The following is a 20,924-nucleotide window of genomic DNA, read 5'->3' on the forward strand; positions in this document are numbered from 1 at the left end:
TTCTAAAGGTAGATGCAAACGCATGCAGTACGGTCTGACAGACCAATCTCACCCAAGGAGCACCCTGTGGAAACCCGCCGCATCACCGTTCTCTCCGCCGGACTCGGCGTCCCCTCATCGAGCCGTCTGCTGGCGGACCAGCTGGCAGCCTCGGCTGAACGGCAGCTCGCGGCCTCAGGCTACGCCGTGACTGTGGACGTCGTGGAACTGCGGGACCTCGCCGTGGACATCGCCAACAACTTCGTGACCGGCTACGCGGCCCCGCGGCTGGCCGAGGTGATCGCCGGCGTCGAGGGCTCTGATGGCATCATTGCCGTCAGCCCCGTCTTCAGTGCGTCCTACAGCGGTCTGTTCAAGTCGTTCATCGACGTGCTGGACCCGAAGTCGCTGGAGGGCAAGGCTGTCCTGCTGGGTGCCACCGCCGGCACGGACCGGCACCAGATGGTCCTGGACTTCGCCATGCGGCCGCTGTTCACCTACCTGCGCACCCGGGTTGCCGCCACCGCGGTCTTCGCGGGTCCCCAGGATTGGGGAACCAACGACGACGGCGGCTCGCCCCTCTCCGCGCGGACCGACCGCGCAGCGGCCGAGTTCGCCCGTCTGCTTCAGGGCACCCAGCCGCAGCAGAAGCCGGCGGCGCTGGAGTCGCTGCCCTTCGAACAGCTGCTCGCGGGGATTTCCCGCGGATAGTAGCCCGGGGGCGCCGAGCGGCCCGCCGGCCCCGGCCCTAACGGCTTGGCCCGGGCATGTTCCGCCGCCGCTCTACAATGTCGACCCGCGCCGGGACGACCGCCGCTACGACGACCGCCGGGACCGGCCCCGTTACGATCAGCCCCAATATGACGGCCGCCGCGCCAAGAAGAAGGAAGGCTGGCTCGGGGAGCTGTTCGACTTCTAGCGGCAGAACCCAGGCCGGCAGACCCCCGGCCGGTGAAAGCCGGCCGTGGTCAAGTCCGCCGTCGGGAAGTCAGTCGTCAAGCAGAGCGATGAACTCGCGGGCCTGCTTCATGGAGATGTCCGAGTGGCGGGTCAGGGCGGTCGCTGCCGCTTCGGCGTCGCCGCTCTTGGCGAGCGTGCGGATCCTGCCGTAGATCTCATCGTTGAGCATGTTGCTGCTGACCTCGCGGGTCACGTCGCCCTTGCTGGCGATCGCCCGGTAGCGGTACGGGAAACGCTGCGGTGTGTCGTCTTCCTCGTCCCCGGGGGCTTGCTGCGAAGCTGCCGGCCGGAACGGCTGGGGGTGGGCTGCAAGGGCCCCGACGGCGTCGCGGGAGGCCCGCAGGCCCTCGCCGGTGCTGTCGAAGTAGAGCTTGATAGCAGCCATGGCCTGACCCTGCGCGATCAGCGCGTACAGGCGGCGGTGCTGTTCCTGGCTCAGCTTGGCCGCTGCCGCGCGGGCCAGCTCGACGGGATCGCGCTCGGGCTGCGGTGCGGCCGACCCGGGGCGGGCGTGGGCCCCGCGCCGGCCGAGCGCGCGGGCCATCAGCAACACGCTGGCCCCGACGATTGCCAGAATCAGAATGGGGATGATCAGGGATTCCATGTACTACAGCCGATCTACATAATTCTTGGCGGTCAAGAGATCTGAATGGGTTGCCTGGCGCAGCAGCCTGATGGCCTGGATCTTCTTGCCGTTCCGGGCCAGCGACTGCAGCTGGAGGGCGAACTGGGGATTCAGCTGTCCGCCCGGCAACACGGACCCTTGGTAGCCAGGCTGTCCCACGGCCGGCGCCGAGCCGGACTGGGCGCGCAGGGCTGCGCGGGCGTGATCGGCCTGCTGAGACTGCTGTTGTTCGTTCTGGCTGGGCCGGGTGACGGCGTCAACCCGTGCCCGCGCTGCGGTGGCGGCCTGGACCTGCGCCGCGTAGTGCGCCTGGGAGCGGACGGCCAGCTCGAGCTGATATCGCTCCGCGTCCGACACGCCGGAATCCCGCGGTTTGAGGGCTGTAACGAACGCCCAGAGGACTGCCGTCAGGATGAGGGCAGGCACTATGACCAGCAATACATCGCCCATGCTTAGAGCTTATGCCAGATTGCGGTTATCCACAGCATATTCCGCACGACGCACACGGTGCGCCGATTAAGGCGTCAATATCCCGTCAACGCCGTGATGCCCCTCACGAAATGCGACTATTTTGCCCCAAATGTGGCACCCGACCCGCGGTGTATCCCCAGCCACAGAGTGCAAGCTGTGGATGAAGCTTGCGGAAATTAGTTTTGTGTCCACAAGGTGAACCGTGTGTTTCCGCAGGTCAGCGGCACATTATCGGGGCAACAAATTTTCTATCCACAGCTGTTCCCACAGGCTGTGCACAAGCAGGCGACGGTAGTGCACAGCTTATCCACAGGGGTGCCGTCCTGCCGGGTTGGTGCCTGCCCGATGGGGGGATAACGTAGCGGGATATCGAGCCGTGGATACGGAAATCCGATGATCGCCGAACGACGCCTTCCGTAAATTCGGAACGGCGCCCCGCCGGCATCGACGCTGTGGATAACGGCAGCGCAGGACGGCAGGCAAACTGTCGGAGCCGGCTGATAGGACTAAACCAGTCGGCATACGCCGGGATGGACGCCACAAGCAGTTGGCGTCACGGGCAGTTGGCGTCACAGAAGTTAACGTCACGTGCAGTTAACGTCACGTGGCATCAAGGCACATGGCTTACGCGTCGCCGGCGAACGGATATCCGCCGCGGCACACAATGGAGGACGGCAGTTTTGTCAGTTACGCATCTGGACTCATTCGAGGGCACGCGGGGATCCGAAGGAAGCCGCAAGCCGCCGCAGGACATACCCGCGGAGCAGTCCGTCCTGGGTGGCATGATGCTGTCCAAGGATGCCATTGCCGACGTCGTCGAAATCCTGCGTGGCCAGGACTTCTACCGCCCCGCGCACGAGACGATTTACGAGGCCGTCATCGACCTCTACGGCCGCGGCGAACCCGCCGACGCCGTCACCGTCTCGGATGAGCTGACGAAGCGCGGAGAGATCAACCGCATCGGCGGTCCCGCCTACCTGCACGAGCTGATCCAGACCGTCCCGACCGCGGCCAACGCCGGCTACTACGCCGAGATCGTCGCCGAACGCGCGGTCCTGCGCCGCCTGGTCAATGCGGGCACCAAGATCGTCCAGCTCGGCTACGGCGCGGACGGCGAGGTCGAGGACCTGGTTAACCAGGCGCAGGCCGAGATCTATGCCGTCGCCGAGCGCCGGACCGCCGAGGACTACGTCGTCCTCAAGGACGTCATGGAATCCACGGTCGACGAGATCGAGGCCTCCGGCCACCGCGGAGAAGGACTGACCGGCGTGCCCACCGGCTTCTACGAACTGGACGAACTGACCCACGGCCTGCACCCGGGCCAGATGATCGTCATCGCGGCCCGCCCGGCCGTGGGTAAGTCCACCTTCGCGCTGGACTTCGCCCGTTCCGCCGCCATCAAGAACAACCTCGCCACCGTCATGTTCTCCCTGGAAATGGGCCGGAACGAGATCGCGATGCGCCTGCTGTCGGCCGAGGCCACCATCGGCCTTCAGGACCTCCGCAAGGGGACCATCAAGGACGAGCAGTGGTCCAAGATCGCCACCACCATGGGACGGATGAACGATGCCCCGCTGTTCATCGATGACAGCCCCAACATGTCGCTGATGGAAATCCGCGCCAAATGCCGCCGCCTGAAGCAGCAGCATGACCTCAAACTCGTGATCCTCGACTACCTGCAGCTCATGAGCTCTGGCAAGAAAGTGGAGTCACGCCAGCAGGAGGTCTCCGAGTTCTCGCGTGCGCTGAAGCTGCTCGCCAAGGAACTCCAGGTGCCCGTGATCGCGCTCTCGCAGCTGAACCGCGGCTCCGAGCAGCGCCAGGACAAACGGCCCATGGTCTCGGACCTCCGTGAGTCCGGTTCCATCGAGCAGGACGCCGACATGGTCATCCTGCTGCACCGCGAAGACGTCTACGACAAGGAATCCCCGCGCGCCGGCGAAGCGGACATCCTCATCGCCAAGCACCGTAACGGCCCGACCAAGGACATCGTGGTGGCGTTCCAGGGCCACTACTCGCGGTTTGCTAACATGGCGGCCGACGCCGGAGGCGGATTCTAGCCGGCCGCCAGCGGCAGGCCGCCCGGGCGTAGAGGGCCAGCGTTGGCCCGCTACGGGCCGCCGGCCGGGAGCAGATGGTTGGGCAGCCGGTTTCCGGGTGCCATCCCCCGGATCTCCAGCAGCTCGCGGGCGTGGGCGTGCAGCCGCTTGTCTTCCTCTGACACCGGCACCCATTGCGGGATCCGGACCGAGGTGCCGTGCTCGTCGCGGGCCACCATAACGGTCAGGCAGTAGGTCGTGAGGTTCAGTTCGCGTCCCCTAGGATCCCCCGAGCGGACATGAACGGCGATGTGCATGCCCTTGGTGCCGGTGTAGACCAGCCGGGCCTCCACCTCCACCAAGTGGCCGATCAGCAGCGGCCGGTAAAACCGCACGCCGCCGGAGAAGACGGCCACCGTGTCCTTCCCGCAGTAGCGGGAGGCGCAGACGTAGGCCGCCTCGTCGATCCACTTCATGACGATGCCGCCGTGGACCTTGCCGCCCCAGTTCACATCCGTGGGTGCGGCCATGAACCGCAGGACCACGCGGTCGGCGGTGCCGGCGTCGGTATATTCCTGGGCGCTCATGGCCTGGACGATGTCCTCGCGGACCTTGATCCGCGCCAGCGCGTGGTCGCGCTGCTCGATCTGTTCCGCCGTCACCGGTTCAAACTGCGGCACCGGAATGGGTTTGCCGTCCACGCCCACTGCCACAAAGATCACCATGCACTGGCTGCGCATCGTCGCGACCCCGCCCTTCGGGTCGCCCGAGGACACGACGGTGCGGATGTGCATGGAGGAACGCCCCGTGTAGACGATGGTGGCCTCCACTTCCACCATGTCGCCGCTGTTGACCGGATCTGCGAAATGGATGTTACCCACATACGCCGTCACGCAATAGGACTTCGCCCAGCCGACGGCGGCGGCATAGGCCGCCTTGTCCACCCACTCCAGCACGGTGCCGGCGTCGACCGAGCCGCTGTGGCCCACATCGGTCGGGGCCGCAAGGAAGCGCAGGGTCACGGAATTGGCGGCAGTCTCACTCATGCTGTGAGTTTACTGACCGGCCGCGGAAGCGTCCCGGGCCCCGACACAAATGCCGTCCGGGACGGCATAAGGGGGCAGGAACGACGGCGGGCGGCCACCTGAGGTGACCGCCCGCCGTCGCGCGCTTTTCCGGATTGGCGACTAGGCCAGGACGCGGAGCTTCGAGTTGGCGCGGCCGAACAGCACCTTGTCCACGGAAACTTTGCCCGCGCCGACGAGGGCCACAGCCAGGGCCGCGGCGGCCAGCAGCAGCACCAGTTCGTAGCCGCCGTTGGTGGCAAAGACGCCCGCCGGGGCGTGGACCAGGAACAGGGCGCCCAGCATGTCCACGGCGAGGACGACGGCGAACACGCGGGTCAGCACGCCCAGGATCAGGGCGACGCCGCCGACCAGTTCCAGGGTCGCGATCACCGGGGCGGCAACTTGCGCCGCCGGAACACCCATCTGGGCGAAGGAAGCCTGAGTGCCGGCGATGGTGAATTCATTGAATTTCTGCCAGCCGTGGGCGGCGAAAAGGAAGCCGACGACGATGCGCAGGATGGTGCGGGCCGAGGTGGTCAGGGCGGGCTGGTTCATGGGATCTACCGTTTCGTAAGGGGGAGCTGCGCGGCTGTCGGTGCTGACGCTGCAGCGGTTGGGTTCAAGATCAAGTCTGCCCGAAATTACTTGAAATGTCAACTAATTACGCACCGACCGCCTCCCGCCCCGCCTCCCGCCTCCCGGTTAGGGTTGTTCCGTGCCAGCCTCGTCCCCGACTCCCGCCGCCCTGCCCGCCGCGCTGCCGTCCGCGACAAGCCGGAAGCGGGAAATCCTCCGCCTTGCCGTCCCCGCCTTCGGCGCCCTGATCGCGGAACCGCTGTTCCTGCTTGCCGATTCGGCAATTGTCGGCCACCTCGGCGTGGCCCAGCTCGCCGGCGTCGGACTGGCCTCGGCGGTGCTGCATACGGCGGTGGGCCTGATGGTTTTCCTGGCCTACTCGACCACCCCGGCCGTGGCGCGGGCGATCGGTAACGGCCAGCTGGCCAAGGCCCTCGCGGCCGGGCGCGACGGCGTCTGGCTGGCCCTGCTGCTGGGGAGCATCCTCGCCCTGGCCGGATTCCTAGCCGCCGGACCGCTCCTGGAGCTGATGGGGGCCCGTGGCGAGGTGCTGACCTTCGCCGTGGACTACCTGCGCTGGTCGATGCCCGGACTCGTCGCGATGCTGCTGATTTTCGCGGGCACCGGAGTCCTCCGGGGGCTGCAGGACACCCGGACCCCGCTCGCGGTCGCCGCCGCCGGGTTCACGCTGAACATCGGGCTGAATCTCTTCCTGGTCTACGGGCTGCAGCTCTCCGTCGCCGGCTCCGCGATCGGCACCAGTATTGCGCAGTGGGCCATGGCGCTGGTCTACGTGCTGATGGTCCGGCGCAACGCCCGTAGCCACGGCGTGCCGCTGCTGCCGGACTGGCGCGGCATCCGTGCCATGACCCGGGTGGGCTCGTGGCTGATGCTGCGGACGCTTAGCCTGCGCATCGCGATCCTGGCCACTGTCGTTGTGGCCACAGCCCAGGGGCCGGTCAATCTGGCCGCCCACCAGCTTGCGATGACGGTCTTCACCTTCCTGGCGTTCGCCCTGGACGCCCTGGCCATCGCGGCGCAGGCCCTGATCGGCAAGGAGCTCGGCGCGGCCCATCCGGAGGCGGCGCGCGAACTCACCCGCACCATGGTCCGCTGGGGACTCGGCTTCGGGGTTCTCACCGGCGTGCTGCTGGCCGCCGCCGCCCCCTGGGCGGGGTTCCTGTTCACCTCCGACCCGGACGTCCGGGCCGCGCTCACGCTCGCCCTGTGGGTGCTGGCGGCCAGCCAACCCGTCGCCGGCTACGTCTTCGTGCTGGACGGGGTGCTGATCGGGGCGGGGGACGCGAAATACCTGGCGATCGCCGGCGTCGTGAATCTGGCCCTCTACCTGCCGCTCTTGTTCGCGGTCCGGTTGTCCGGGGCCGACGGCGGAGCGGGGCTGCTCTGGCTGTGGGCGGCGTTCTCGCTGGGCTACATGCTGGCCCGGGCGCTCACGCTGGGCCTGCGCGCGCGGACGGACCGGTGGATGGTGCTCGGCGCTTCGCACTAAACTGGACGCGTGACTCTCCCCGCAAGCCCTGACGCGTCCACCGCCCTGCCCGCCGCCGCGGACCTCTGGAAGCCAGTGCTCGTCCGGGCCGCCGTCGCGCTCGGCTTCGGTGCGCTGACCGTCTTCTGGGCCTCCCCCTCCGACGTCGGAATGGGCTGGGCCGGCGGACTCTACCTGCTGGCCACCGGGGCGGTGCTGATCTGGAGCGTCAAGAAGACGGGACTACGGGGCGGCACCGGCTCCGCCAAAGTCCTGTCCGCCGCGGGGTCGGTGCTGGCCGGAACCGGCGCCGCCGTCGGGCTGATCTCCGGAAGCCTCGTGTTCGCAGTCATCGCGACGCTCGGGCTCGGCCTGGCCGGCGCCGCGGAACTCTACCTCGGCCTCACCGGGCGGGGCCACACCGTGCTGGCCCGGGACTGGATCGCCTCCGGCGTGATCGGGCTCGGCACGGCGGCGGCACTTCCCTTCTTCATCGAGCTGGGGCCGCACGCGCTCCTGGGCGTCGCCGGCGGCGGGGCAATCATCAGCGGCGTGCTGTGGATGCTGGCCGGCCTGACGCTGCGGCACGATGCGCGGGGCGATTCGACGGAGGCCGTAAACTAGTACGGACAGGTTCTACCGTGCGTAGAACAATTGCGGTAATAAAACTGCCACGCCGGCCCGGCGTCGGCTGCAGGAGGAAAGCACCTTGGCACAGCAGAAATCCGGCGAACCGCGCAGCCTGCGGACCTCGGTCAAGGGACCCCTCATGTTCTCCGCATTCTGGGCAGTGCTGGCCTTCTTCGCCGTCCTGATCTTCGCCTCCGGCGGCAGCGCCAAAACACCCCGGTTTGATCTGGCCTTCACGGGCGCCGGCATCGCCTTCATCGTCACCCTGGTCCTGGCCGCCATGCTTTCGATGAGCCACAAGGAGAACGCCGAGGACCTCGGCAAGGGATCCGGCGTGAACCTCAGCTCCAGGAAGTCCCCTTCCGGCCACGGCGGCCACCCGGCACAACCGGGTTCCGACGACCCGGACGAAAACTCCGGCGGCACGCCCCGGGACGACCTCCGTTAGCCAGCCCGTCACGCCCGGCGTCCTGAGCCGGTCTAGGTTCAGGACGCACGGTTCAGGACGCTGCTTTGCGTGCCCGGTAGGCAGCCACGTGCGCCCGGTTGGCACAGTTTCCGGTGTCGCAGTACCGCTTTGAGCGGTTCCGGCTGAGGTCCAGCACGACGGCGTCGCAGTCCTCGGCGGCGCAGACCAGCAGCCGGTCCATCTCCTTGCTGCGGATCACGTCGACCAGGGCCATCGCCGCCTCTGTGCTCATCCGGTCCGCCAGCGGAGCCTCCGGCGTGGTGGCGTGCAGGTGCCAGTCCCACTGATCGTGCCTGACCAGCTGGGGGAGCGCCCGGGCCTCCCGCAGGAGCCTGTTCAGCGTCTCCACGGCCGCGGACTCGCCGGCGAGCCAGAGCTCGGCGAGTTCCCCGCGGAGCCGGTGCACACTGGCCAGTTCGGCGGCGTCCCGGGTCCGGGAGCCCGTGAAGCCCTCGGCTGCCAGGAAGCGGTCCAGGTCCGCAGGCGTGGCCAGCTGCTCGTCGCCGTTGGCGCAGGTGTTGATGAGGTCGACCACGGAACGCAGCGCAACCTCCGTGTCAGGGGCAAAAACCATCTTGACTCCTTACGGCCGCTTGGCGTACTGTCATGACCATAACCCTACTTTACTCCTGACAGGAGGCAGCCCGTGTCTGCCGCACGCCGTTCCGCCGATGCACCGGTCCAGAATCCCGCGGATATCCACGGTGCCGGAACACGCAGCCCCGGACAAAGTACCCCCGGAAAAAGCGGTCTGCGGGCGACCGGCGCAGCGTCAGGGTTCATGGCCTCGGGACTGGGGGTTGCACTGTTTTCCTCTGCCGTGTTCGGACTCTCCGGATCGTTCGCAAAGGCGCTCCTGGAAACGGGCTGGACCCCCGGCGCCGCGGTCACGGCCCGCCTCACGGGGGCGGCGCTGATCCTGGCAATCCCCGCCATTCCCGCCCTCCGCGGACGCTGGCACCAGCTCCGGGACAACTGGCTGACCATCGTGCTGTTCGGCCTCATCGGCGTCGCCGCCTGCCAGCTGTTCTACTTCAACGCCGTGTCCAGGCTCTCGGTCGGCGTCGCCCTGCTGCTGGAATACCTGGCCCCCGTGCTCATTGTGCTCTGGATCTGGGCTGCCAGCCGGAAACGGCCGAGCCCGCTGACCATCGCCGGTACGCTGCTGTCCCTGGGTGGCCTGGGCCTGGTCCTGGATCTCACCGGAGCCGTCAAAATCGACCTCATCGGCGTGCTGTGGGGGATCGCGGCCGCCGTCTGCCTGGCAATCTACTTCTTCATCACGGCGAAGGAGAACGACACCCTGCCGCCGATCGTCCTGGCCTCCGGCGGGCTCATGGTGGGTGCAGTTGTCATGTGGCTCGCCGCGGCAACCGGTCTGCTGCCGATGGCTTTCAGCACCGCCGACACCCGGCTGGGCCCTTGGGTCACGCCCTGGTGGGTGGCGCTGGGCGGTCTCGTGGTGATGGCCACCGTTCTGGCCTATGTCGCGGGCATCGTCGCCGCGCGGGCGCTCGGATCCAAGGTGGCGTCTTTTGTCTCGCTCACGGAGGTGCTGTTCGCCGTCATCTGGGCGTGGCTGTTGCTCGGAGAACTGCCCGGGCCCATCCAGCTCCTGGGCGGGCTGCTGATTGTCGGCGGCGTGCTGCTGGTCAGGCTGGACGAGCTGAAGACCCCGTCCATCGCCGGTGCGGCGCTGCAGGCGGCGCTGGTCCACGCGAACGACGTCGAACCGGTCCCCTGAGCTTACGGGCGCTCCGCCGAAACCTGTCGATGGGCACCCCTCCCATCCCCACGCCGATGCCCTATCAGTTGCGGTCCGTATCATGGCCCGGAAGCAACCACAACTGATAAGGCAACGGGTTTGGTTCCGGTTCCGCTCCTCGGGCAGTGAAATTCGCACCCGGGGCCCTCGATCCCGGGCGCGGAGGCACCTAGCATGGAGATATGTGCCGAAATATCCGGACCCTCCACAATTTTGAACCCCACGCCACCAGCGCCGAGGTGGAGGCTGCCGCACTGCAATACGTGCGCAAGATAAGCGGCAGCACCACGCCGTCCAAGGCCAACGAAGAGGCCTTCAAGCGGGCTGTGCATGAGATTGCCCACGCCACGCAGCACCTGCTCGACTCCCTGGTGACCCACGCCCCGGCAAAGGACCGCGCGGAGGAAGCCGCCAAGGCCAAAGCCCGGGCTGCGGTCCGCTTCGGCACGGTCTGAGGGAGGGCGCCGGCGCGAAGGCCGCCCTACTTGCCGAAGCTGCGCAGCCGCAGCGAGTTGGCCACCACCAGCACGGAACTGGCGGCCATCGCGGCGCCCGCGATCATCGGATTCAGCAGCCCCAGGGCCGCCACCGGGATGCCGACCGCGTTGTAGAAGAAGGCCCAGAAAAGGTTGGTCTTGATGGTGGCGAGGGTCCGGCGGGACAGCTCGATGGCCTGGGCCACCTGCCCGAGGTCGTTGCCCATCACGGTGAGGTCCGCGGCCTCGATGGCGACGTCGGTGCCCGAGCCCATCGCGATGCCCAGGTCCGCCTGTGCCAGCGCCGCGGCGTCGTTCACGCCGTCTCCGGCCATGGCCACGGTGGCGCCTCCTGCCTGCAGCTTCCGCACCGCCTCGACCTTGCCTTCGGGCAGCACGCCCGCAAAGACGTCTTCCGGGCTGATCCCGACGGCGGCCGCCACCTGGGCAGCCACCGCGGCGTTGTCTCCGGTCAGCAGGATCGGCCGCAGCCCCAGCTCCCGGAGCCTGGCGATCGCCGCCGCGGAGCCGTGCCGGAGCGTATCGCGCAGGCTGATGATGCCGGCCGCTTCGCCGTCCACGGCGAGCCAGATGGCGGTGGCGCCTGATTCCTCGGCCTCGCGGAGGAGGTCCTGCTGCCCGGGCGTGATGGTGACCCCGTTTTCCTGCAGCCAGCCCGTCCGGCCGGCGGTGATCAGCCGGCCGTTGACGGTGCCCTGGACACCGCCGCCGGGGGCGGAGCGGAAGCCGACGACGGCGGGCAGCCGGCCGCCGTCGTCGGCGTCATTCTGCTGTTCCGCCGCAAGCGCCGCTGCCGCAATGGCACGGGCGATGGGGTGTTCGGACGCGGCCTCGACGGCCCCGGCAACGCGCAGGACCTCGGCCCGGCTGAAGGGGGCAAACGGCAGGGTGCGGTCCACGGCGAGGCGGCCGGTGGTCACGGTGCCGGTCTTGTCCAGCACGATGGTGTCCACGGTCCGCGTGTCCTCCAGAACCTGCGGGCCCTTGATGAGGATCCCCAGCTGGGCGCCCCGGCCGGTGCCGGTGAGGAGTCCGACGGGCGTGGCGAGGCCCAGGGCGCAGGGGCAGGCGATGACCAGTACTGCAACAGCTGCCGTGAAGGCGGCGCGGAGCTCGGCGCCGCTGATGACCGGTCCGGCGCTGAGCAGCCACGCGGCGAAGGTGGCGGCGGCGATGGCCAGGACGACGGGCACGAACACGGAGCTGATACGGTCCGCGAGGCGCGCGATCGGAGCCTTCCCGGTCTGTGCCTGGGAGACCAGCCGGCCCATCTGGGCCAGGGTTGTCTCCGCGCCGACCCGGGTGGCGCGGACCAGGATCCGGCCGGAGGTGTTGATGGTGGCGCCGGTGACGGGGCTGTCCGGGCCGACTTCCACCGGTACCGATTCGCCGGTCACGAGGGAGGCGTCCACGGCCGAGGAGCCGCCGACGACGACGCCGTCGGTGGCGATCTTCTCGCCGGGGCGGACCACGATCACGTCGCCCACCTCAAGTTGGTCCGCCGGGATCTTGTGTTCGCTGCCGTCGCGGAGGACCGTGGCGTCCTTCGCGCCCAGATTCAGCAGGGCCTTCAGCGCGTCGCCGGCCTTGCTCTTGGCGTTGGCCTCCAGATAGCGGCCCAGCAGCAGGAACGTGGTGACAACGGATGCGACCTCGAAGTAGAGCCCGCCGGCCATGCCCTCCATGCTGGCGTGCTCCGTCATCCGCGGGTCCGCAAGCAGCTGCCAGGCCGAAAAGATGTACGCGGCGGTCACCCCGATGGACACCAGGGTGTCCATCGTGGACGCAAAGTGCCGGGCGTTGACGGCGGCGGCCCGGTGGAACGGCCACGCAGCCCAGCTGACCACCGGCAGGGCGAGGGCACCGGCGGCCCAGCCCCAGTTCGCGAACTGGAACGCCGGGAACATCGACATCAGGAAGACCGGGATGGTGAGGACGGCGGCGACGATGACCCGCGGGCGGATGCGGTTGGCTGCTGCGTTCGACGGCGTTCGGTCGCCGGGGTGTGCCCCCGTGTGGTCACCAGCCGCGACGCGACCGGCCACATGCTCCGCGTGCTCGGTCGTTCCTCCCTTAGACGCACGCTTCCGCGTGTCCCCGGCGCCGCCGCTCGCGGGTATGTCACCCTTGTTTCCGCCGGTGGTGGGGTTTGTCGACACCCCAGCGCCGTCCGGGGCTTCGGCCGGCTCAGTCAGTCTGCTTGGATACCTTGGTGGGCGGACTGTGGCCTTGTAGCCGGCGGCGGCTACTGTGGCCGTGATTTGTTCGTCGGTGACGCCGGCGGGGACGCTGACGTGGGCGGACTCCAGGGGAAGGTTGACCGAGGCTTCGACGCCGCCGAGCTTTCCGAGCTTGCGTTCGACCCTGCTGACGCAGGACGCGCAGGTCATGCCCTCGATATCGAGTTCGATCACCCGGCCTCCGGGCTGGTCCAGCAGTTGCTCGTTACTCACGGTTTTCCTTGTCCTGGTGGCGTGCCCGGTGGAGTTCCGGCTGGTGGCGGGGTGCTGTTCAGGCTTCGTTGGCCACCACCATGTAGCCCGCCTCGGCAACGGCCTCGCCGATCTCGGAGGCGGACAGCGCCGCGGTGGAGGTGATGGTGACGGTGGAGACGCCGCCGGCGTTGAGGTCGACGTCGACCTTCTCGACGCCGGCCAGCGCCTCCAGCTCTTCGCTGACGGAGGACACGCAGTGGCCGCAGGTCATGCCGGAAACGCTGACGCTGGTGGAAACGGTGCTCATGGCTGCTCCTTGTTGGTGGACTGCCTGGTGAGGCAGGCCGATCGTGTGGTGAGTGGTGTTGCCGCTACCGCAGCAGGCGCCCGATGGCATCGGTGGCCTCCTTGACCTTGAAGTCGATCGCTTCCGCCCGAAGACCCGGATCCGGCTCGGACGCTGCTCCGATGACGCAGTGGCCGATGTGTTCTTCGACCAGTCCCAGGCTGACGGCGTGCAGGGCCTTGGTGACGGCGGCGACCTGGGTGAGGATGTCGATGCAGTACTTGTCCTCGTCGACCATCCGGGCGATGCCGCGCACCTGGCCTTCGATCCGCTTGAGCCGCCGGAGGTACGCGTCCTTGTTGGAGGTGTAGCCGTGCTGCGGGTGTTCGGCATCGGCAGCTGCCAGGACGGGGAGCTCAGACTCGTTCATGAACTCAACATATACCCCCTAGGGGTATAGCGCAAGTACCCTGTGGGGGTATGGGCGGTCCGGACTGCGGAACCTGTCCGGGCGTTAAAGAGCTCCGGAGTGCGTTATTGGGGGATACGCACTCCGGAGCAGCTATGGGGTAGGCCCTCCATCGGGCTACGGCATTAAGCTTACTCGGCGGCAGTCCAAGAAAGCGAGCACCCCGGATAAGTACTTTCGCTTTACTTTCCCCGCGGCGGTTTTCCCCGCAATCCACCGGCCGGCCAGGATCGGACTGCGGTCCACGGGAAGGTCCACGGGGCCCCGTCAGGAGCCGCGCGGCGGGCGGCCAGGTTTCGCGACGGGGGCCGGGACGATCAGGATCGGATGCTCCTGATGGTGGCTGAGCCACGCGGCGACCGAACCGTTGAGCGCGGCGGAAAGGCGGTGCCCCAGCCCGCGTTCGGGGGTGCCCACGATGATCATTGCCGCGCCGGCCTCCGCCGCCAGCCGGCCGAGCGCCCGGGCCGGGTCGCCGGCGAGGGTCCGCAGGGCCCAGTTGACCCCGAGCTTGTCGCAGGCTGCCCCGACGACGGACCGCAGCTCCTGGGTCACGGCCCGGATGTCGGCGTCGTCCGCGTCCGGATGCAGGGACAGGCGGTGCGCCGACCGTGCCGGATCCCACTCCACCAGGTAGCTTGCCTCGTCCACGTAAGCGCAGATCAGGGGCGCGGAAAGAGCGTCCGCCAGCGACGCGGCGGTCTGCAGCACTTCCGGGTACTGTCCCGGCAGGACGCCGAGCAGGAGGGGCGCAGGACCGGTGAAGGGCTCGTCGGACATACTCAATTGTTGCCCCGGCGCGCCGGCCTGAACAGGGCACTACTCCCCGGACCTTCCGCCGGGCCTTCCGCCGGGCCTTCCGGCGGTTCTGCCGGCGGGTCTGCCTGCGAGGGACGCCGCCGCGATCAGGGCTGCGAGGCCGGCGGCCGCCGCCACGTCGAAGCCCATCGCCGTGTAGCTGGCGAGCCAGGCGGCGAGCAATGGCCCGGCAGCAGGTGCCAGGGCAGTCACCGCGGTCAGTGGCGAGGCGAAGGTCTCCTGCAGGGCTCCAAGGTTGGACATGCCCCAGCGCCCGGCCACGATGGTGGCCTGCAGCAGCGTTTGGCAGTCACGCCGCAGACGATCAGCAGTCCCGGAGGTCCCTGCACGACGGCGAGCGAGAGGACCGCGCCGGCCGCTGCCCGGTGATCGTGGCCAAGCGGGCTGCGGCAAAGATCGCGGCAAAGAGCAGGCGTCCCGCGACCTGCCCCGCGCCCCCAGGCCCAGGCCCAGCAACACCAAGAGCGCCTGGAGACCCAGGAATTCCGGGCTGTGGCTGATCGCCCGCACCCGGATCCGGGCACCGGCGGCCCGCCCCGGGTGCGTTCCCGGCGGCCACGTGCCGTCGAGGAAGTGGGCTGAGTCCATCAGCTCGCGGAACCGATCACCGCGTCAGCCGATGATGGGTCTTTCCTCGGGCAGCTGGTACAGCCTCGGCCGCGACGAAAGGGCAAGCGATGAGGCCACGGTGATGGTGCCGATGCGGCCGGTGAACATGAGGGCCATCAGTACCCACTGGGCGCCGGGTGCAAGGTTGTAGGTGATCCCGGTGCTGAGGCCGACGGTGCCGAAGGCGGAAATGGATTCGAAGAGCACTTTTTCAAGGCTGTAGTGGGTGAACATGAGGAGCAGCAGGGTGCCGCTGATCACCGCGGCTACGCCGAGCAGGGCGACTGTGAGGGCCTGCCGCTGTGAGGAGGAGCTGATGGAGCGGTGTGCGATGGTGACTTGATCGCGGCCGCGGATTTCGTTCCAGATCGCAAAGAACAGGACCAGGAACGTGGTGATCTTGATGCCGCCGGCGGTGCCGGCACTGCCGCCGCCGATGAACATCAGAATGTTGGTGACCATCAGGGTGTCCGGGGACGCGGCACCGTAGTCGATGCTGTTGAACCCGGCGGTGCGCGGGAAGACACCGCCGGCCAGGGATGCCACCACTTTTCCTCCGAGGCTCAGAGGACCGAGGGTTTCGGGGCGGTTCCACTCGAACGCTGCGAACAGCGATATACCGACCACCAGTAGCAGGATGGTGCCGTAGATTGTCAGTCGGAGGTGGACGCTCCAGTTTTTGATTCTGGTATTGCGTCTGAAGAGCTGGATGAGGACCGGGAAGCCGAGGCCTCCGGCGATCACGGCGCCGCAGATGGGGACGATGATCCAGGGGTCGTCGGCGAAGCCGATCAGGTTGTCGCTGTAGAGGCCGAAGCCGGCGTTATTGAACGCGGAGACAGCGTGGAATGCCCCGTGCCAGAGTGCGGTCGCCAGGTTGTCGTCGTAGGCGATCCAGAAGCGGGCTGTCAGGACCAGGGCGGTGGCTGCCTCGAACGCTGCCATGATTCTCGCAACCCGAAACAGCACTGCCCTGACGTCGCCGAAGTTCAGGGTGTGGGTTTCTGATTGCGCGACGAGCTGGCCGCGCAGGCCGATGCTTTTGCGGACGAGTAGCGCCAGCAGGGTTGCCAGGGTCATGATGCCGAATCCGCCGACCTGGACGAGCCCGAGGATTATCCCTTGGCCGAACGGCGTCCAGAACGTGGCGGTGTCAACGGTGACCAGGCCCGTGACGCAGACGGCGGAGACCGACGTGAAGAACGCGGTGATGACCGTGTCGGCCCCGGTGCCGGTCCGTGAGGCCGGGAGCATCAGCAGCCCGGCACCGAGAATAATGACCGCCAGAAATGCCAAGGGAACTGACCGGACGGGGTGCAGTAGCCCGTCTCTTATCCGCCGGCTTCCGCCTTCTTTGGCTTTGGTCCGCAAAGGGTTCCGGTGAACGATCCGGCGCTCGATCACGCCCCACCGCCTTCCAAGGTTTCCGGTTCTGTTTCTGCTTCTGCTGCGACGTTGCGGATGCCGCGGGGCCGCCCGGCTCTGGACCACGCCCGATAGAGGATGCCGGCGATGGCGAGGGAAGCGGCCAGGCTGACGATGGGAAGGCCGCGGGACAGGTTGGCGATCAGGGTGAACGCGACGACCACCGCGCCTGCGATGTTCATGATGAGGTAGCCGCGGCGGCGGTCGCGGTGGGAGAACACGGCCATGGATACCAACCCGGCGAGGAAGCTGAGGAACACCGAGACGGCGTAGAACAGGACGAGCTCCTGGTCGTTGCCGCCGGCGGCGGCCGTGACGGCTCCGGCGAGGAGGATGAACAGGGCGACGCCCCAGTAAGGCGTGTGATGGGTGTTGGTGTGGCCGAGCCGGCGGGAGAGGATGCCGATGGTTTCCCCGTGACGGCTGGTGCGCCGGGCGAGGGCCTTGAGCAGGCCCGGGCCGGCCTGGAAAGAGGAGCTCGCCGCGGCGAGGAGCAGCAGGGCCGTGACGAGCTGGAACGCGGCAAAAACCGGTTCGGGGGCGGCCAGACGTGCGAGCTCGGCGATCTGGGTGCTGTCTTCCGGGGGGACGCCTACCCGCAGGTGGGCCGCTTCCACAGCCAGGCCAAGCGTAATGGCTCCGACGATGGCGAGCGTGAGCCAGAGAGTGACCCGCCCGAAGCGGCTCCGGCCCGCGTTGTCCAGCTGGCCCAGCTGCGCGATCGCCGAGGACGGGGCCTCGACACCTGTGGCCAGGGCCATCGCGACAGGAAAGGCCAGGACCACGGCAAGCACCGGCGGCTGCCCGGGCGCGTCAGTGACGGTCCCGATCTGCTGGGGGGGTGGCGCCCAGGCCGTAGAGCAGGACGACGGCGGCGACGAGGATGAACGCAACGGTCATCGCGGCGAAGACCAGCCGTCCCAGGTGCCCGAACCACGTGATTGCCCCGACGAGGACGACCAGCCCGAGCGCGAGCGGCAGCCGCCACGGCGCCAGGCCGGGAAGTACGCGATGGCCGCGGACGCTCCAGCGGAGACGCTGATGGCGATGGTGAGGACGAAATCGACCACAAGTGCGCCGATGGGAATGAAGGACCAGCGGTCGCCGAACGCCTCGCCGGTGGCTGCGGAGGCACCGCCGCCTTGCGGGTAGCGGATGACCAGCTGCCGGTAGTTCAGGATCACTAGGGCGATGATCGCGACGACGAGGATCATCGTGGGGATCAGCAGCGCGAGGTCACCGTTCAGGGCACGGAGGGCCGCTTCGATGGCGTAGGCGACGGAGGAGACGGGGTCGGCCATCACCGCAAATGCGAAGGCCAGCAGCAGGGCGGTGCGGGACCGAAGTGCCCCGGCGAGGCCGCGGCGCGGGTCGGCCCTGTCAGTTGCCGGCATCAGATTTTCCTTCCATTTTGTCTTCTCCCAAGGTCGGTCTTTCCGAAACGTGCCCGGGTCCGCCCGGTAGGAGCGCACGCGAGCCTAACACCGGACATCCGGCATATCAGGGAGTGAAGGCTGGTCTTAACGAATTCTTTACGCCCTCGGATCTTGACCCGAGACGATGTCCGGGTGACAGAATGCGTGGCTCGCTGTGCACGCATGCCACCCGGGGACGCGGCTCTTCCTCGCGGGTGCGGGCGCTTGTATGCTGTGGATCGGAGAGCCGGGAAGCCTGGTCGGCCCGCGGGTGATTGCCCGCGGAACGCCCCGGCGACCGCCTCGGGCGTTCACGTGACGACCTGAGGAACTGGCAGACCATGAACGCAGCATCACATCCGGTGATTGAGACGACCCGGCTGGTGAAGGATTTCGGCAGGACCCGGGCCCTGGACGGCCTGGAGCTGAGAGTCGCCGCCGGTGAAGTCCACGGATTCCTTGGCCCCAACGGTGCGGGAAAGTCCACCACCCTACGGGTCCTGCTGGGACTCATCCGCCCCACGTCCGGTATGGCCCGGGTATTCGGATTCGACCCGTGGGCGGATCCGGCAAGGACGCACCGGGACATGGCGTATGTCCCGGGAGATGTGAGTCTGTGGCCGAACCTCAGCGGCGGGGAAGTCATTGACCTGCTCACCGGCCTGCGCGGCGGTGCGGACGAGGGCCTGCGCCGCGACCTCATTGAGCAATTTGAATTCGACCCGCGGCGGAAGTCCCGGACCTATTCCAAAGGCAACCGGCAGAAGGCGGCCCTGATCGCCGCGTTCGCCCGCCCGGCCCGCCTGTATCTTCTGGACGAACCCAGCGCGGGACTGGATCCGGTGATGGATTCCGTGTTCCGCCGCCAGATCCAGCGCGTCCGCCGGGATGGGGCGACGGTCCTGCTCTCCAGCCATATCCTCAGCGAAGTCGAACAGCTGTGCGACCGGGTCACTATTATCCGTTCCGGAACGGCCGTCGAAACGGGAACGATGGCCGAACTCCGGCACCTGAAACGTACGCATTTCCGGGTCATCGGACTGGCCGAGCCCGCACGGCTGGCTGCGCTGCCGGGCGCACACGCGGTCAGCATCGACGGGGCAGCCGCCGAGTTCGACGCGGATCCCGCTGACTTGGGCGCTGTCCTGGCCGGCATCGCCGAGCCGGGGCTCAGCGGTCTCACGGTGGCTCCGCCCTCCCTGGAGTCCTTGTTCCTGAGCCACTACAGCGACGGCAGCGGCAGTGAGGTGAAGTGATGCGTGGCGTGCTGCGCCTGGCACTGTTCCAGGCCGGGCGGGACCGGGTGACGCTGCCCGTCTGGATCCTGGGCATTGCCCTGCTCGGCTACGCGACCTCCAATGCAGTCGTTACTCATTTCGGGGACGAGACGGCGCGGACCGCGATCATCACCCTGGCGGCGTCGAACCCGGCGTTCCTCTTCGTCCGCGGCCTGCCCGACGGCACCGGCACCGGCGCCGTCGTGTTCTTCCAGGGCTACGCGTTCACGGCGGTGCTGGCCGGGCTGATGAGCACCTTCCTGGTCGTGCGGCATACCCGTGCCGATGAGGAGCTCGGACGGGCCGAACTCCTCGGCTCCGTCCCGCTCCCGCGGGCAGCATCCCTCGGGGCGACCCTTCTGCTGGGCGCGGCGGCGAACCTGGTCCTGGCCGTGTCCGTTGCCGCAGGTTTCACCGTGGCCGGGCTGCCCATTTCCGGGGCGGTGGGGGCCGGGGCGGCCGTCGGCGCTGTCGGTGTGTTCTTTGTGGCCACAGCGGCGGCCGTTGCCCAGATCATGCCGTCGGGCGGGAGCGCGAACGGTGCCGCTGCCGGCCTCGTTGGGGCCGCCTATCTCATTCGGGGTACCGGCGATGCCTTGGGGACGCCGGCGGCGGACCTGCTGCACGTGACCAATGCGTGGCCGTCGCTGCTGTCACCCATCGGCTGGGGCCAGCGGTCCCGGCCGTTCACCAGCCCCGACCCGGCCCCGTTGCTGGCGCTTCTGGCAGCTGCGCTCATCCTAGCAACGGCTGCCGTGCTGATCCGGGAACGGCGGGACCTAGGGGCCAGCCTGCTGCCCCAGCGCGAGGGCCGGGAGCGCGCCGGAGCGTTCGGCACGTCGTTCGTGGGCCTGGCTTGGCGGCTGCAGCGCTCCACTCTGGCCGGATGGTGCGTCGGGGCCGCGACCCTGGGAGCCGTGGCCGGGTTGCTGGGGCCTCTGGTCACGGAGACGGTCTCAGGTGTCGCGTCGCTAAAGGAGCTCATCACCCGGCTCGTGCCGGGTGGGCGGGCGGAGCTGATCGACGTGTTCATCACTGCCCTGCTCGGCATGGCCGGTGTTTTCGCCGCGGCCGCGGGCATTCAGGCGGTGCTTCGGCTGCGCGCTGAGGAGGTCGAGGGCCGGGCCGAACTCCTTCTCGCCGTACCGAGGTCCCGGGCGCGCTGGCTCGGCGCGAACCTGTTCATCGCCGCGGGCTCCGCGGTCGTGATCTCCGGAACCGCCGGCGCCGCGGCCGCCATCGGCCTGGGCATCTCGGGGGCGGCCAACGGCCCCGCCGGAATGTTGGTGCCGGCCGCACTGGCACACGTCCCTGCCGCTCTGGTGTTCCTGACAGCGACGTCGCTTGTTTTCGGGGCGGCCCCGCGGCTGAGCATTCCGCTGGGCTGGGGGATGCTGGCTGTCGGGCTTATCCTGGGCGAATTCGGGGACTTGTTCGGCCTGCCGGTGTGGCTGCAGGACCTGAGCCCGTTCCGGCACTCTTCTGCCATGCCCGTTGAGCCCTTCGACCCGGCCGGGGCCTTGGCGATGTCCGTTGTCGCAGTCGGCCTGGCCGCGCTGGCGAGCTTCTGTCTGCGGAGACGCGAGCTCACGGCGTGACGGCAACCGGAGTAGGCCGGCAAG

Annotated in this window: 22 protein-coding genes; 9 read left to right on the top strand and 13 right to left on the bottom strand. The window is 68.3% G+C overall.

From position 1 onward, the window contains the following. Positions 1–66: 66 nt before the first annotated feature. Entirely contained in the window at positions 67–690 is a 624-nt protein-coding gene (locus ABIB26_RS01725) for an FMN reductase (RefSeq protein ID WP_354238986.1), read from the top strand. A 277-nt stretch (positions 691–967) separates the two neighbouring features. Here ABIB26_RS01725 and ABIB26_RS01730 read toward each other — a convergent pair whose 3' ends face one another. Together ABIB26_RS01730 and ABIB26_RS01735 are read right to left on the bottom strand one after the other, a co-directional pair. Beyond that, on the bottom strand, positions 968–1,543 hold the full coding sequence (locus ABIB26_RS01730; protein ID WP_354238988.1) for a hypothetical protein: 576 nt from the start codon (positions 1,541–1,543) through the stop codon (positions 968–970). A 3-nt stretch (positions 1,544–1,546) separates the two neighbouring features. Further along, a complete protein-coding gene (locus tag ABIB26_RS01735; RefSeq protein ID WP_354238989.1) occupies positions 1,547–2,014 on the bottom strand; it encodes a hypothetical protein in 468 nt (155 codons plus the stop codon). Between the two features lie 701 nt (positions 2,015–2,715). Between ABIB26_RS01735 and dnaB the strand changes: the two genes are divergently transcribed. Then, complete coding sequence (dnaB, locus tag ABIB26_RS01740) at positions 2,716–4,095, top strand: replicative DNA helicase (RefSeq protein ID WP_354238991.1); 1,380 nt, start codon at positions 2,716–2,718, stop codon at positions 4,093–4,095. Positions 4,096–4,145: 50 nt separating this feature from the next. Here dnaB and ABIB26_RS01745 read toward each other — a convergent pair whose 3' ends face one another. Next, complete coding sequence (locus tag ABIB26_RS01745; protein ID WP_354238993.1) at positions 4,146–5,120, bottom strand: acyl-CoA thioesterase; 975 nt, start codon at positions 5,118–5,120, stop codon at positions 4,146–4,148. A gap of 141 nt (positions 5,121–5,261) precedes the next feature. Further along, entirely contained in the window at positions 5,262–5,696 is a 435-nt protein-coding gene (locus ABIB26_RS01750) for a DoxX family protein (RefSeq protein WP_354238995.1), read from the bottom strand. Positions 5,697–5,886: 190 nt separating this feature from the next. Here ABIB26_RS01750 and ABIB26_RS01755 point away from each other — a divergent pair, with 190 nt between their 5' ends. The 3 genes from ABIB26_RS01755 to ABIB26_RS01765 all read left to right on the top strand — a co-directional run bounded on the left by ABIB26_RS01755 (position 5,887) and on the right by ABIB26_RS01765 (position 8,284). Continuing rightward, positions 5,887–7,227 (top strand): MATE family efflux transporter, encoded by a 1,341-nt coding sequence (locus tag ABIB26_RS01755; protein WP_354239280.1) that lies wholly within the window; start codon positions 5,887–5,889, stop codon positions 7,225–7,227. Positions 7,228–7,236: 9 nt separating this feature from the next. Next, on the top strand, positions 7,237–7,830 hold the full coding sequence (locus tag ABIB26_RS01760; protein ID WP_354238997.1) for a hypothetical protein: 594 nt from the start codon (positions 7,237–7,239) through the stop codon (positions 7,828–7,830). 85 nt (positions 7,831–7,915) lie between these two features. Further along, entirely contained in the window at positions 7,916–8,284 is a 369-nt protein-coding gene (locus tag ABIB26_RS01765) for a hypothetical protein (protein WP_354238998.1), read from the top strand. A 52-nt stretch (positions 8,285–8,336) separates the two neighbouring features. Here ABIB26_RS01765 and ABIB26_RS01770 read toward each other — a convergent pair whose 3' ends face one another. Continuing rightward, positions 8,337–8,879 (bottom strand): CGNR zinc finger domain-containing protein, encoded by a 543-nt coding sequence (locus ABIB26_RS01770; RefSeq protein WP_354239000.1) that lies wholly within the window; start codon positions 8,877–8,879, stop codon positions 8,337–8,339. Between the two features lie 207 nt (positions 8,880–9,086). Here ABIB26_RS01770 and ABIB26_RS01775 point away from each other — a divergent pair, with 207 nt between their 5' ends. Further along, a complete protein-coding gene (locus ABIB26_RS01775) occupies positions 9,087–10,049 on the top strand; it encodes an EamA family transporter (RefSeq protein ID WP_354239281.1) in 963 nt (320 codons plus the stop codon). A 203-nt stretch (positions 10,050–10,252) separates the two neighbouring features. Beyond that, positions 10,253–10,525: a DUF2277 domain-containing protein gene (locus ABIB26_RS01780; RefSeq protein WP_354239002.1), complete on the top strand. Its 273-nt coding sequence runs from the start codon at positions 10,253–10,255 to the stop codon at positions 10,523–10,525. A 26-nt stretch (positions 10,526–10,551) separates the two neighbouring features. On the opposite strand, the gene ABIB26_RS01785 is transcribed toward ABIB26_RS01780, so the two are convergent. From ABIB26_RS01785 to ABIB26_RS01820, 8 genes are all read right to left on the bottom strand, one after another. Next, positions 10,552–12,957 (bottom strand): heavy metal translocating P-type ATPase, encoded by a 2,406-nt coding sequence (locus tag ABIB26_RS01785; RefSeq protein ID WP_502913605.1) that lies wholly within the window; start codon positions 12,955–12,957, stop codon positions 10,552–10,554. Positions 12,958–13,078: 121 nt separating this feature from the next. Beyond that, a complete protein-coding gene (locus tag ABIB26_RS01790; RefSeq protein ID WP_354239006.1) occupies positions 13,079–13,309 on the bottom strand; it encodes a heavy-metal-associated domain-containing protein in 231 nt (76 codons plus the stop codon). 64 nt (positions 13,310–13,373) lie between these two features. Then, positions 13,374–13,718: a metal-sensitive transcriptional regulator gene (locus ABIB26_RS01795; protein WP_354239007.1), complete on the bottom strand. Its 345-nt coding sequence runs from the start codon at positions 13,716–13,718 to the stop codon at positions 13,374–13,376. 306 nt (positions 13,719–14,024) lie between these two features. Further along, the gene (locus tag ABIB26_RS01800) at positions 14,025–14,537 is read right to left on the bottom strand and encodes a universal stress protein (protein ID WP_354239009.1); all 513 of its coding nucleotides are present in this window, start codon (positions 14,535–14,537) and stop codon (positions 14,025–14,027) included. 39 nt (positions 14,538–14,576) lie between these two features. Beyond that, complete coding sequence (locus ABIB26_RS01805) at positions 14,577–14,819, bottom strand: hypothetical protein (RefSeq protein WP_354239011.1); 243 nt, start codon at positions 14,817–14,819, stop codon at positions 14,577–14,579. Positions 14,820–15,188: 369 nt separating this feature from the next. Beyond that, a complete protein-coding gene (locus tag ABIB26_RS01810; RefSeq protein ID WP_354239013.1) occupies positions 15,189–16,481 on the bottom strand; it encodes a TrkH family potassium uptake protein in 1,293 nt (430 codons plus the stop codon). Between the two features lie 104 nt (positions 16,482–16,585). Continuing rightward, the gene (locus ABIB26_RS01815; RefSeq protein WP_354239015.1) at positions 16,586–17,404 is read right to left on the bottom strand and encodes an APC family permease; all 819 of its coding nucleotides are present in this window, start codon (positions 17,402–17,404) and stop codon (positions 16,586–16,588) included. A 102-nt stretch (positions 17,405–17,506) separates the two neighbouring features. Continuing rightward, positions 17,507–18,004 (bottom strand): hypothetical protein, encoded by a 498-nt coding sequence (locus ABIB26_RS01820; RefSeq protein WP_354239017.1) that lies wholly within the window; start codon positions 18,002–18,004, stop codon positions 17,507–17,509. A gap of 362 nt (positions 18,005–18,366) precedes the next feature. Between ABIB26_RS01820 and ABIB26_RS01825 the strand changes: the two genes are divergently transcribed. Both ABIB26_RS01825 and ABIB26_RS01830 read left to right on the top strand, forming a co-directional pair. Then, on the top strand, positions 18,367–19,281 hold the full coding sequence (locus tag ABIB26_RS01825) for an ABC transporter ATP-binding protein (RefSeq protein WP_354239019.1): 915 nt from the start codon (positions 18,367–18,369) through the stop codon (positions 19,279–19,281). Further along, a complete protein-coding gene (locus ABIB26_RS01830) occupies positions 19,281–20,900 on the top strand; it encodes an ABC transporter permease (protein WP_354239021.1) in 1,620 nt (539 codons plus the stop codon). The genes ABIB26_RS01825 and ABIB26_RS01830 overlap by 1 nt, the downstream gene beginning before the upstream one ends. Positions 20,901–20,924: the final 24 nt, after the last annotated feature.

Source organism: Arthrobacter sp. UYEF20, assembly GCF_040546335.1.
Taxonomy (GTDB): Bacteria; Actinomycetota; Actinomycetes; order Actinomycetales; family Micrococcaceae; genus Arthrobacter.